Here is a 12,924-nt window from a genome sequence, read left to right on the forward strand (position 1 = left end):
CTCCACCGGTTCCCCGCAACCAGGGGTCCCGAACCTATGCGAGAAATGAGTCAACAGTGAACAGTGCGAACGGCACGTGGTCCCTTCCGTTCTCCACGGGGGTGGCGGTGCAGCGCTACCTGACGGCCGAGGAGGGCCTGGCGGCAGCCCGCGAGGAGCGGTGCAGCCACTGGTACGTCGATGCGAGCCTGATGGAGGACATGCCGCACAACTGGTCGCAGGACCGCAGCCGGCGCCTGGTGGAGACCGCTGCCGAGCAGGGGCTCTCGCCGATCCTGCACGGGAACTTCCGCGCCCCGCTCGCCTCCGAGATCCCGGAGGTCCGGGCGGCCTCGCTCGACTACGTGCGCCAGGAGATCGACCTCGCGGCCCGCATCCGGGCCGAGGCGCTGGTCATCCACGGAGGCGCCTTCGTCGAACCCCGGCCGACCAAGGCGCACCGCGACGCCGCGCTGGAGAGGTTCGTCTCGCTGCTCGCCGTGGTCGAGCGGGAGGCGGCGGAGCAGGGCGTCGAGGTGTGGCTGGAGAACCTGTCCTACTACCCGAAGTTCCGCCCGTTCTCATACGTCTTCACCCGGGAGGCCGACTTCGCGACGGTCCTCGACGCGATCCCCCAGATCAAGTTCGTGCTGGACGTGGGCCACGCCAACGTCAACCAGTCGCTGGCGCTGCCGGCGTTCGAGGCGTTCGCACCGTCCATCGCCGCCCTCTCGCTGAGCGACAACGGCGGGAACCAGGACGCACACCTCGCCCTCGGCGACGGGACCCTGTCGGTCCGGGAGCTCACCGACGCGATCCGGGCGAAGGACTGGTCCGGTGTCATCGCGTTCGAGACCCGGAACGCCAGCGTGGAGGCCGGTCTCGACTACCTCCGGGCCATGTGGGAGGCCGCCGACGCGGACCTCGTCGCGGCGACGGGCGCGTAGCGGTGGCACAGGAGACCTCCGCACCCGAGAAGCTGTGGCGCAACCGGAACTTCATGCTGCTCTGGTTCGGACAGGGGGCCGGGACGCTCGGCCCGCAGATGGCCATGGTGGCGCTGCCCCTCCTCGCCCTGCAGGTACTGCACGCCGGAACCTTCCAGGTCTCGCTGCTGACCTCCGTCGGCTGGCTGCCCTACCTGCTCTTCTCCCTCCCGGCCGGAGTCGTCGCGGACCGGCTCGACCAGCGGAAGATCATGATCTTCTGCGACGTCGTCCGCATGCTGCTGATCGCCTCCGTCCCGCTGGTGGCACTCGCCGGCGGGCTGAGCCTGCCCTACCTGTACGCGGTCGTCGGGGTCTCCGGAGTGCTGACCGTGCAGTTCACGGTCGCCTACCGGAGCCAGCTCCCCCGACTGGTCCGCAGCTCCCAACTCGTCGAGGGCAACGGCAAACTGGGGATGTGCGAGTCGCTCGCCGAACTCGTCGGCCCCGCGCTGGCCGGCGCGTTCGTCGGCCTGATCGGCTCCTCCCGGACCCTGTTCGCCAACGTGCTGACCTACGCGCTCAGTGCCGTGACGCTGGGGATGATCCGGGTCCCCGCCGCCGCCGACGAAGGACCGGCCGCCCCCGAGCGCGTCCCCTTCGGAGCCGCCATGGGGGAGGGGCTGGCGTTCGTACGCAGGGAGCCGGTCCTCAGGAGCCTGCTGATCTGCACCAGCGTCTCCAACTTCTTCGTGATGGCGACCTCGTCGATCGCGGTGACGTTCATGCTCCGCGAGCTGTCCGCCCCGCCGGCGGCCGTCGGACTGGTGTTCAGCCTCGGCGCCCTGGGCGGCCTCCTGTCGGGCGCCCTCGCCCACCGGATCGCCGCCAGGGTGGGCACCGCACGGATCATCTGGGTCTCGATGCTGGCCCCGGGGCCCCTGTACTTCCTGATGCCGCTCGCCCGGCCCGGCTGGGGGCTGGCGCTCTACGGCATCGGCCTCGCGGCCCTGTCCGCCAACGCGGTCATGTTCAACACCGCCTCCGTGTCGTACCGGCAGCTCGTCTGCCCGCCCCGGCTCCTCAGCCGGGTGAACGCCGTCTACCTCTGGATCTGCTACGGCGTCATCCCGCTGGGCTCGCTCTTCGGCGGCGCGCTCGGTGCCGCGCTGGGGCTCCCGGCCACGCTCTGGATCTGTGTGGCCGGCACCTGGAGCGCCTCGCTGTTCGTGGTGTTCTCCCCGCTGCGCGGGCTCCGGGACGTGTCCGCCCCGCGGCCGGTGCCCGCACCCGCCTGACCGGGCCCGCCCCGCCACTTCGATCCGCACGCCGAACCGGCCCCGCCGGGCGAGGCGGCACTCTCCCCGAACCCCACCGAACAAGGACACGGCCATGCCCCACAGAACGCTTCACGACTGGTTCGCCGCCGGCGTCGAGTCGGTCCCGGACGGACCGGCGCTCGTCGTGGACGGCGACTGCCTGACCTACTCCCAACTCGACGCCGCCGCAGGGGAGATGGCCCGGAGGCTGCGGGACGCGGCAGGACGGCGCGCGCCCAGGGTGGGCCTGCTCGCCTCGCGGAGCGTGACCGCCTACGCCGGCTACCTCGGCACCCTGCGGGCCGGCGGGACCGTGGTGCCGCTCAGCGCCGGCAACCCGGTGGAGCGGAACCGGCTCATCGCCGAGGCGGCCGGGATCGACGTGGTGGTGACCGACGGCGGCCAGGACGCGCGCTTCGCCGAGCGGATCGGGCTGCCGGTCGTCGACCCGGGCCGGCGGCCCGCGGTGCCCGCCGAGCCCGCCGGCCCACTCGTTCCCGACCCGGCAGCCGGCCCGGACGACGTGGCGTACCTGCTCTTCACCTCGGGCTCCACCGGCCGCCCCAAGGGCGTGCCGATCCGGCACCGCAATGTCGACGGCTTCCTGCGGTACAACATCGCGCGCTACGGCGTGGGCCCGGGCTGCCGCCTCTCGCAGACCTTCGACCTGACCTTCGACCCCTCCGTCTTCGACATGTTCGTCGCCTGGGGTGCGGGCGCCACGCTCGTCGTACCGTCCCGGGAGGAACTGCTCGAACCCGTCCGCTTCGTCACCGAGCAGCGCATCAGCCACTGGTACTCGGTGCCCGCACTCGCCGGAGTGGCGGACCGCACCGGTCAGTTGGAGGCCGGGAGCATGCCGGACCTGCGCTGGAGCCTCTTCGCGGGCGAGCAGCTCACCCTGGCCCAGGCGGCCGCCTGGGCCAGGGCCGCACCCGGCAGCACGGTCGAGAACCTGTACGGACCGACCGAACTGACCGTGACCGTCTCGGCCTTCCGGCTGCCGCCCGACCACGCCGACTGGCCCGTCACCGGCAACGGCACCGTGCCGATCGGCCGGGTCTACCCCCACCTGGAGCACCGGATCTCGTCGGAGGGGGAACTCCAGGTCCGGGGCCCGCAGCGGTTCGACGGCTACCTGGACCCGTCCGACGACCGGGACCGGTTCGCGTCCCCGGGGCCGGAGCACGAGCCGCTGGGCGAGGACGCCTGGTACCGCACCGGCGACCGGGTCGGTTCGGGAGAGGACGGGGAACTCGTCCACCTCGGCCGACTGGACCACCAGGTCAAGGTGGACGGCAGGCGGGTGGAGCTGGAGGAGGTCGAGTCGGCCCTGCTGGCCGGAGCCGGGTGCGCCGAGGTGGTCGTCGCGGCGGTGCCCGAACCGACGGCCGGCCTGCGACTGGTGGCCGTCTACACCGGCACGCCGGCGCCGGCCGCCGCCCTGCGCGCCCGGTTGGACGGCCGGCTGCCGGCCCACATGGTTCCCCGGTACTGGGTGCACCGCGACGAGCTGCCGCTCACCGTGAGCGGCAAGGTGGACCGGCGGGCGTGCGGGGACATCGCCGCACGGCACTGCGCCGACGACGCCGGTGCGGGGCCCGCCGCGGGGGAGGCGCCGGAAGCCGCGCTGCTGGGCATCGTCAGGCAGTGCCTGTCGGTCCCGGACTTCGGGACCGACAGCGACTTCTACGCGTACGGCGGGGACTCGCTGATCGCGGTACGCGTCGTCAACCGGGCCCGCGAGGCGGGCATCCCGATGACCCTGCGCGACCTGCTGGTCCACCAGACGGTCCGCGGCGTGGTCGGCTCGCTCGCCCGGGACGGCGGCACGGCCGGCCCCGAGCGGGGCGCCCCCGGCGACGGGACCGGTGACGAGCCGTTCGCGCTGCTCGGCGAGGACGAGCGGGCCGCCCTTCCGGAGGGCCTGGCGGACGCCCTGCCCGCCTCCGCCCTCCAGGCCGGCATGGTCTACCTCTGCGAGATCGGCCAGGACCCGCTCCTGTACCACGTCATGGACGGCTGGGAGGTGGGCGCGCCCTTCGACGAGACGGCCTTCCGCGCCGCCCTGGCGCGGCTCGCCGACCGGCACCCGGCGCTGCGCACCTCCTTCGGGATCGACGGGCTCCCGGCCCTGGTGCAGTTCGTCCGGGAGGGGGTGGAGCCGCCGCTGAGCATCGACCGGTGCACGACCGCCGAGGAGGCCGACACCCTGCTGCGGGACTGGTGCGACCGCCGGAGCGGCCTGCCCTTCGACTGGCGGTCGCCGTCCCTGGCCCGCTGCCACGTGGTGGCCCGGCCCGATTCCTTCCAGGTCGTCCTGGCCGCGCACCACGCCGTCCTCGACGGCTGGAGCTTCAGCCGCCTCACGGTGGAGCTGATGACGCTCTACGCCGCGGGGACGGGCACCCCCGACCTGGAGCTCCCGCCGCTGCCGTCCGGCGTGCAGCGCGACTTCATCAGGGCGGAACGCGAGGCCGTCGGGGACGCGGCGGCCGCCGACTACTGGCTCGACCGGGCCGGCGCGGAGCCGCTCCTCGCGTCCGGCGGCGGGCACGGGCCGGTGCCCGGCGAGCAGCAGCGCCACGAGTTCGCGATCGGCGGGGAACTCGTCACGGGACTGACGGGTCTGGCCCGTCTGCTCGGTGTCCCCGTCAAGTCGCTGGCGATCGCCGCGCACGTGCGGGCCCTGGGGGCGTCGACCGGGCGCTTCCACGACATCGTCACCGGCGTCGTCTACAACACCCGACCGGAGAGCCCCGGTTCGGACCTGGCCACCGGACTCTTCCTCAACACGCTGCCCATGCGGTTCGCCGACCTGGACACGACGTGGGCCGGACTGGCCCGGACCGCCGCCGACGCCGAACGGGAGGGCGCGCAGCACCGCGCGTACCCGCAGGCGAAGCTGGTGGAGCGGCTCGGCAGACCGGCGTTCGACGTCACCTTCAACTTCATGAACTTCCACGCCTACCAGGAGCTCGACCGCTTGGTGCGGACGCCCGTCCGCGGCCGGTGGCGACGCGGAAGGCCGAGCTTCCCCTTCCACGTCAACCTGGAGGTCGGTGACGGCGGCGGCCGGGTGCGCATCGGCTTCGACCCGGACTTCGTGCCCCGGGCCTCGGTCGAGGCGTACGCCGACGCCCTGGGGGAGGCGCTGCGGTCCCTGGTCGCGCACCCGACCCGCCCGGCGACGGCGTCCGCTCCGGCCGGACGGGGGGACCGGCGGTGACCCGACGGCCCCGACCGCTGTTCGCGGTCCTGTACGACGCGGGAGCGGTGCCGGCGGGTGAGATCGGCACCGGCCTGGCCCCGCTGGGGGACATCGTCTTCCTGCTGCCGCGGGGCTCCGCCCACGTCGAGCAGCTGCGCCCGGTCATCGAGCAGCTGGGGCGGACCCACGCGCTCACCGGCGACGCGGCGGCGGACGCGGACCTCGTCCGCGGCATCGCTCCCGACGCCGTGCTCACCTTCAGCGAGCGGCTGATCCGCCCGGCCGCAGAACTGGCCGCCGCGGCGGGGCTGCCCGGCCAGTCGGTGCGCACCGCCCGCATCTTCACCGACAAGGGCCTCCAGCGGCGTGTCCTGAGGGAGGCGGGCGTCGACCGGACGCGCACCGGCGTCGTGGAGACACCGGCCGACTGGCCGGCGGTCCTCGAAGCGGTCGGCCTGCCGGCCGTCGTCAAGCCCGCCACCGGCTGGAGCAGCCGGGACACCCATGCGATCTCCACCCGGCAGGAGGCCGACGCGGTGCTGCGCCGGCTCACCGAGCTGGACGCGGCGGGCGACTGGAGCCCCTTCGTGGTCGAGGAGTTCCTCGTCGGGCGGCCGAGCCACCCGTTCGGCGACTACGTGTCGGTCGAGAGCCTCTGCACCCCGGCGGGCATCACCCACTTCGTCCTCACCGGCAAGACGCCGGTCGTGCCCCCGTTCCGGGGGACGGGCCGGATCTGGCCCAGCCACCTGCCGGACGACGAGGTGGAGGAGATCCTCGGACTGGTCACCCGCGCGCTGGAGGCGGTCGGGTCCGACTGCGGCTTCACCCACACGGAACTGAAGCTCACGCCCGACGGACCGGGCATCATCGAGATCAACGGGAGGATCTCGGCCCATGTGAACATGATGGCCCGGGAGGCGTGCGGCCTGGACCTGGTGCGGATCGGCGGCCTCGTGGCGCTCGGCGAGCAGCCGTTCCTCCCGCCCTTCGACTTCGGCGGCCGGGTCCACTTCCAGTACAACAACATCGCGCCGGTGCGCCCCGGACGGCTCGAAGCCGTCCACGGCGCCGAGACGGTCCGGGCGCTGCCCGGAGTCGGCGCCTACCGGTGCTTCGTCCGGCCGGGCGACGAACTGCCCGGCGGGACCACGACCTTGACGCTGGACACCGTCTCAGGGGTCGCCGACAGCCATGCGGAGGCGGTGCGCACGATCGAGGCGGCCCGCGGCGCCCTCGCCTTCGAGTTCCGGTTCGCGGACGGGGTGCGGCGGATCAGCGGACCGGAACTGCCGGCGTACTGACGCCACCGCGGACGAGCCCGCCCGGCTCGATGCGCACGGAACGTGCGCCAGAACGCCGGAGGTCCTCCCGCTGGAGCAGCGGGAGGACCTCCGACCCGGCCTATCGGTGAGCCCCCTGTCGGGTTCGAACCGACGACCCCCGCTTTACAAGTTTTCGGCGAGCAAGCCCCTGACCTGCGAAAACACTAGCCACCGTGGCTCTGAGCTGCGAGAATGCTTCTCGGGGGTTCTCGCAACCTCTCCGCACTTCTCGGCCTCATGTGTGCCGATTCCGTGCCGCGAAGCGGTCCGCTGGCCTCCCGATCGCCGCCAGCCGGGCCGTTGCTTGCCTCCTGTTGTAGCCACGTTAGTCTCGCAGGCTCGTGGCTCCTTCGAGGGGCGCCGGGCAGGTCCGGACCCTGGCGTGCACCTTTGACTCGCAGCACCCCTTGCAAACCCCATCCACTACAGAAAGTGACCAAGAAGTTAGCCTTGCTCATCACCACCATCGTCCCTCAGCGGCTCAACGAACTGTTGGCCGACACCGCCATCCCGGTTGCGCACCGCGCCTTGTGGGCGCTGCTTGCAGAAGTCCAGTTCAACCTCACGGACCTGCTGTCCCTCGATGTCCGGGATGCGATCGGCTCCTCTCTGCCAGCCGCTTGGGCTTCCAAGAGGGCGTTAAATCCGTTTCTGGATGATCTGGTGTCGCCCGTTCGTGGACATGAAGGCGTTCAGGCTGACTGTCATGTCGTGCGCATGATGATATCGGGGCATGGAGCGAATGCCGTACTCAACGGACTTGTCCGACGGGCAGTGGGCCCTGATTGAGCCGCTGGTCACCACCTGGAAGCAGAAGCGGGTGCCGCGGTCGGCGACCGGGGACCCGGGCTCCTGCGACCTACGAGAGGTCGTGAACGCGCTGCTGTACCAGAACCGGACGGGGTGTCAGTGGCGGCTCCTGCCGCACGACTTACCGGCGTGGTCGGCGGTGTTCTACTACTTCACGCTGTGGCGTCAGGACGGTCTTGACCAGCGGATCCAGGAGATCCTGCGCTACCAGGTGCGTGAGCGGGCCCGCCGATTAGAGGGCCCGTCCCTGGTGGTCATCGACACCCGGTCCGTCCGCGCCTCGGCCGGCGTGCCGAAGGAGACCACGGGACTGGCCGCGAGCAAGAAGACGCCCGGCAGGAAGCGGAGACTGGCCGTCGACGTGCTGGGCCTGGTCATCCGCGTGGTGGTCCTGGCCGCGAGCACGCACGACAACGAGGCCGGCATCGCCCTGCTGGACCAAGCGGCGATGCGGTGCGGGACGCGCCTGGAGAAGGCCTTGGTCGACCAGGGCTTCAAGGACGCGGTGATCATCCACGGGGCGGTGAAGGACATCACCGTCGAGGTGGTCCGGCGCAACCCCGACGACGCGGGCAAGGGGTTCGTCCCGCAACCGAAGCGGTGGGTGGTCGAGCAGACGAACGGCACCCTCATGCTCACCGGCGCCTCGCCCGCGACTACGACCACCGGCTGGACAAGGCCGCCTCCCGCGTCTACTGGGCCTCCACTGCCGACATGCTCCGCCGCCTCACCATCCCCAGCCCCGCCTGGCGCGACGACGTCGAGCCGGCGGCATGAACGTCACCGAACTCCTGCGGCTGCTGCAGAGCGAGCACGACGAGACCGCCGCACGCGCCGACCACCTGCGCGCACAGATCGACCAACTCACCAACGCCCTCACCGAGGTCGAGGCCCGCCTCGCCGAGATCGCCACCACCGGCAAGGTCATCGACGGCCTCACCCTTCCCGACCACGAACCGGCCCCTACGGAGACCGCAAACGTCTACCAGCGCATCGTGACCGCCTTCAACGAACACCCCAGGCGGGTCTTCCGAGTGCGCGAACTACACGAACTCCTCGGCCTGCCAACCGACGAACCCGCGATCAACGTCACCCGCTCCCGCCTGGGACGACTCGTCCGCCAAGGAATCCTCGACCAACCCGGACGCGGCCGCTACCAGAAACGGACTTAACGCCCTCTCAGCTTGGGTTTTATCCTTGTCGGGCTTGGTGATCCTTGATTGTGTCGGCGCGTTTGACCGTCTTTCCGACGTTGTGGCGTGTGGCCTGCTGCTTGTTCTTCGAGCCGGGGGGTCGTCCCGGGCCGGGCGTGGTCGGTTTCGGTGCCGCCGGGCGGGGGTGGTCGGGCGGATGTTGCGAAACCCCCGTCGCACCCGGGCGGGGGTGAGGCGGCGGGGCTCGGCGGGCCGCTCCCAGGGGCGGCGGAGGTCCTCGGCCAGCGGCCGGGCGAGGCGGAGCTGGGTGTGGGCGGCGATGACGAGCCAGGTCCACAGGTCGGCGCTGTCGGCGTGGCAGATCTTCGGGGCGGTCCAGCCGAGCGTCTGCTTCATCAGCCGGAAGGTGTGTTCCAGGTCGAAGCGGCGGAGGAACGACTGCCACCAGCGGTCCACGTCGGCCGGTGCGGCGTCGGTGGCCGAGCACCACAGCCAGACCGGTTTCGGGTCCCGGTCGCCCGGCAGGCGCTCGACCGTGAGACGGACCAACGTCCCGTGCAGGATCGGCAGTTCCTCCATGGTGTGGTTTCAGCCAGGGGCCGCGGTGGGTGAGTCTGGGGTGCATCCGGTCCCACGCGATCGCCTCGGCCCTGCCGTAGCGGGTGGTGTCCGTGGTCGTGGTGGCCTCGGCCCGGTGCCAGCTCTCGGGCTTCGCGAAGGTGAGGACCCCGCCGTGCCGGCGCGGGCGCCCGCCCCTGGGGGTGGAGCGTGCGGAGCCCGCGTCACGGAGCATGACGCGGTCCGAGCGCAGGCGTCCGACCAACACGACCGGAAGGTCGGCGAGAGCGTGGGAGAGGTAGGCGACGTCGTAGCCGGAGTCCATCGTGATCAGGATCTCCGGGTCGCCCGGCTGCCAGTGCCCGGCCTGTGTCAACCGCTCCACGACATCGTGCAGTTGGGCGGCGGTGACAGCGGTTGCGTCGTCGGCCTGTCCGAGGCGTACGGCGTCCAGCAGCGCGACCCAGGAGGTGCGGCCCGTCTCCAGGGCGGCGACGAAGGAGTACGGCCAGCCGGGAACGAACTGGTCCCGGCTGCGGTCGCCGCGTCCGTAGACGTGGCAGAACAGCCGGTCGTCGCTGGTGGGGGCGTCGGGGCGGAGCCAGTTGCTCACGTCCACGGCAAGCACGATCCGGCCGTCGGCCGCCTTCGGCAGCGGCAGGCGGGCCAGCGTGCGACGCAGCCGGGCCGGCTCCAGCCAGCCCCGGTCGAGCGCCGCGTACAGGGCGCCGTGCCCGCGCCGGTGCTCGGCCGCAAGCGACAGCTCGACGAGGGTTTTCACCGGTCCGTCCGCGCACAGCACCGCGTCGGTGAGCTCGAAGAGTGCGTCCGGGCGGGCGTAGAAGCATTCGTAGAACTCAACCCGAAAGCGGGACAAGAGGGCCAATGCCTGGCACGCGGGCGTATCGACGGCAAGACTCATGGGCAGTGGCCGTTCTCTCGTGCTTCGTGACTTGACATCTCGAAGCGTGGAGAACGGCCGCCCCCGTTGTCCCGGGAAGAACCGCAGATCAGCAGGTCGAGTGACCTCCGAGGTTAAACGCCAAGCTCAGATTTCGCTCAGGGCTCGAGGTGTCCAACGAAGCGCGGGAAGGGCACCAACTGTCGTATGTTCCCGAGGCCCATCGCCTTAGTCAACAGCCGATCGATGCCGAGCCCGAACCCCGTCATAGGGGGAACCCCGCTCTCCAGAACGTCCAGGTAGTAGGCAAAGTGGGCGGGATCGAGCCGCTGCTCGGCCAGCCGCTCCCGCAAGCGTCGCGGGTCGATGACCCGCTCGCCGCCGTCAACGATGTCGATCTCCTGCCAGTAGAGGCGGAAGTCATCGGCCACCTGCACATCGACAATCGGCTCGTATCGGGTCGAGGAGAAGAAGGCCTTGTGTTCGGCCGGCATGTCGACGACCCAAAATAGCGTGCGGTTCAGGTGCTCGGACACGGCCCGCGCGTGGTAGCGCTTGATCCGGTTGCCACGGACCAAAGGCGCGATATCCGAGCGCTCGGTGATCGCGCAGACCTCGTCGTAGGTCAAGGTGGGGATATCAACCAGGTGCGCTTCGTCGATGTGTGCGCCTGTCATCCCGCAGACCGAACGGACGATCTGGTCCGACAGGCGCATCATGTCCTCGCGGGTGCGGTACGCGGCGGTGGCCTCGAGAATCAGGAACTCGCTGAGGTGCTGCGAGCTGAAGTTCAGATCGGCCCGGAAGAGTGGTGCCACCTCGAAGACGGAGGTGAAATCCGCGGCCACGAAGGCAGTATGGAAGAGCAGATTGCTCAGGCTGAGGTTTGCCTCGGTCCCGAAGAAGTCCACCTTGAACTTCATGGTGGCTCCGTCCGCCATGCCGCCCACGATGCGCGGGGACTGCACCTCGACGAAGTCCTCTCCCGCCATGAGATCCCGGATCTTCTTGATCGCCGTCCATTTGTCGAGAAGCCTCTGTCGCACCTCAGGCAGCCGCATGTAAACGTGCTGGTGTGGCAGGACTGCCTTACTGTAGGGGACCTGCTTCAGCTGAGCCGTGGTCACCGGGCCGCCAGCTGCGATGGTGCGGTAGGAGGATACTTCGACCTCCTGCTCGAACTGCTTGGAGCTCTGGCTGGGGCGCAGCGTCCCTGTGATACTGACGATGCTTTCGGCAGCTATCTCCGGTTTTCCGCTGAAGACGCACAGGTATTCCGCATCAGCGCAGCGCAGTGTGGCCAGGCACAGGAACTTTCCCAGGGGGCGGAGATGGAAAAGACGGCCGACCAGTTCAACGTGAGACATGACAGGTACCCTCTGATGTGGTTTGAGAAGGCCTGCTCAGTCCACACCGCGCGCAGCTCTGGCGCGCAGGAGAGTCCCCGGTATGCACGGGGGCGATCCTGACGGGACTTGAACCCGCGACCTCCACCTTGACAGGGTGGCGAGCTAACCAACTGCTCCACAGGACCTGATGTGTTGGACTGTAGCACGGCTACGTGATCAAGGAAAGAGGTCAAAGAGCGCGGGGACTGACCGCCGGCTGCAGGATGCTCACCTCGTCGCCGGCGACCTGCACGAGAATGCCGTTCGGGATCGTCAGGATGGGGTTCGCGTGGCCGAATTCAAAGTCGGCCAGCAGCGGAATTCCCGGGCTGTCCAGGCACTCTCGGATCGCCGTGACGAAGCCCTCCACTTCCGCCGGGTCCCAGCCGATGGTGCGTCCGAGCACGACGGCAGCGACGCCCTCAAGCATGCCGGCGTTGCGCAGGTGCCAGAGGTCCGCGTCTGCCGCGGCAGCCGAGTAGGGCGGTTCGGTCGTCTCGAGGAAGAGCACCCGTCCTGCAGTGGCAGGTTGCCAGGGAGTGCCGACCAGGTCCCGCAGCGATGGCAGGCAGGCAACCACCGCCGGCCCCGTGGCGCTGCCCGGCTGCAGCACTCGCCGCGGCGGCGCGACGGAACGGTCCCGTGGTCGTTGCTCACGTTCGCGCCTGCCGAAGTCGAGGTCGGTCACGGTGTAAGGGATCCGCGGGCACGGCCCGGCCGCGCTGGCTTCGGTGGTGACCCGCAGGAAATGTGCCGAGGTCTCGGGGTAGGGCTCAGGCAGTTCTCCGAACTGGGGAATGAGTGCGGGACCGTAGAAGGTGATGAGACCTGTGTGCTCGTGGACGGCGCTCAGCAGTGAGGTGGCATCCGAGTAGCCGCAGAGGATCTTCGGATTCGTTGCAATGACCTCCATGTCCAGCCCGTCAAGCACCTGCGCGGAGTGAAGTCCGCCGAGGCTGTAGAGCACCGCGTGGATCGTCGGGTCGACGAAGGCGGCGTGCAGGTCGGCGATCCTGGCGGCGACCGGTGCTGCGGTCCAACCGTGCCGACCGAGCGCGTTCGGAAGGAACCGGACCTGGAAGCCCAGCTTCTCGAGCGCCCGCGTACCGCGGGCGACTTCGTCCGTCAGTACACTTGCACCGGGGGAAGACGGTGACACGATGCCGATGGTGTCGCCGGAGCGCAGCGCGGGCGGCAGCACCGGCGGGCGGATGACCTGCCTCGGAATGCCGGATGTCATTGATGGTCCTTTATCTCATACATCGTCAGCACCTTCTCCGACAGTTTGGATTATTAGTACTCAAATCGGACACGCATCTATCTCTGGCGCTCGAGATCGGCTGTACTACTCTC

General features: G+C 70.2%; 8 protein-coding genes, 1 tRNA gene and 2 pseudogenes. 7 read left to right on the forward strand and 4 right to left on the reverse strand.

What is annotated here, in order from left to right:
• Positions 1–56: 56 nt before the first annotated feature.
• The 7 genes and pseudogenes from ABD345_RS22645 to ABD345_RS22675 all read left to right on the forward strand — a co-directional run bounded on the left by ABD345_RS22645 (position 57) and on the right by ABD345_RS22675 (position 8,742).
• The gene (locus ABD345_RS22645) at positions 57–926 is read left to right on the forward strand and encodes a sugar phosphate isomerase/epimerase family protein (RefSeq protein WP_344554400.1); all 870 of its coding nucleotides are present in this window, start codon (positions 57–59) and stop codon (positions 924–926) included.
• A gap of 2 nt (positions 927–928) precedes the next feature.
• Entirely contained in the window at positions 929–2,203 is a 1,275-nt protein-coding gene (locus ABD345_RS22650) for an MFS transporter (protein ID WP_344554402.1), read from the forward strand.
• Positions 2,204–2,297: 94 nt separating this feature from the next.
• On the forward strand, positions 2,298–5,453 hold the full coding sequence (locus ABD345_RS22655; protein ID WP_344554404.1) for an AMP-binding protein: 3,156 nt from the start codon (positions 2,298–2,300) through the stop codon (positions 5,451–5,453).
• On the forward strand, positions 5,450–6,739 hold the full coding sequence (locus ABD345_RS22660; protein ID WP_344554406.1) for an ATP-grasp domain-containing protein: 1,290 nt from the start codon (positions 5,450–5,452) through the stop codon (positions 6,737–6,739). The genes ABD345_RS22655 and ABD345_RS22660 overlap by 4 nt, the downstream gene beginning before the upstream one ends.
• 453 nt (positions 6,740–7,192) lie before the next feature.
• Complete coding sequence (locus ABD345_RS22665; RefSeq protein WP_344554407.1) at positions 7,193–7,549, forward strand: hypothetical protein; 357 nt, start codon at positions 7,193–7,195, stop codon at positions 7,547–7,549.
• A pseudogene (locus tag ABD345_RS22670) lies at positions 7,494–8,347 on the forward strand (IS5 family transposase). The gene ABD345_RS22665 and the pseudogene ABD345_RS22670 overlap by 56 nt, the downstream one beginning before the upstream one ends.
• Positions 8,344–8,742 (forward strand): hypothetical protein, encoded by a 399-nt coding sequence (locus tag ABD345_RS22675; protein WP_344554409.1) that lies wholly within the window; start codon positions 8,344–8,346, stop codon positions 8,740–8,742. Before ABD345_RS22670 ends, ABD345_RS22675 begins: the two are co-directional and overlap by 4 nt.
• Positions 8,743–8,761: 19 nt before the next feature.
• Here the strand turns inward: ABD345_RS22675 and ABD345_RS22680 are convergent.
• The 4 genes and pseudogenes from ABD345_RS22680 to ABD345_RS22695 all read right to left on the reverse strand — a co-directional run bounded on the left by ABD345_RS22680 (position 8,762) and on the right by ABD345_RS22695 (position 12,811).
• A pseudogene (locus ABD345_RS22680) lies at positions 8,762–10,204 on the reverse strand (NF041680 family putative transposase).
• Positions 10,205–10,341: 137 nt separating this feature from the next.
• Entirely contained in the window at positions 10,342–11,550 is a 1,209-nt protein-coding gene (locus ABD345_RS22685; protein ID WP_344554410.1) for an amino acid--tRNA ligase-related protein, read from the reverse strand.
• A 93-nt stretch (positions 11,551–11,643) separates the two neighbouring features.
• A tRNA-Asp gene (locus tag ABD345_RS22690) sits at positions 11,644–11,717 on the reverse strand.
• Between the two features lie 44 nt (positions 11,718–11,761).
• The gene (locus ABD345_RS22695) at positions 11,762–12,811 is read right to left on the reverse strand and encodes a S66 peptidase family protein (protein ID WP_344554411.1); all 1,050 of its coding nucleotides are present in this window, start codon (positions 12,809–12,811) and stop codon (positions 11,762–11,764) included.
• Between the last annotated feature and the right edge of the window lie 113 nt (positions 12,812–12,924).

Source organism: Kitasatospora saccharophila, from assembly GCF_039529925.1.
GTDB classification, from domain to species: domain Bacteria; phylum Actinomycetota; class Actinomycetes; order Streptomycetales; family Streptomycetaceae; genus Kitasatospora; species Kitasatospora saccharophila.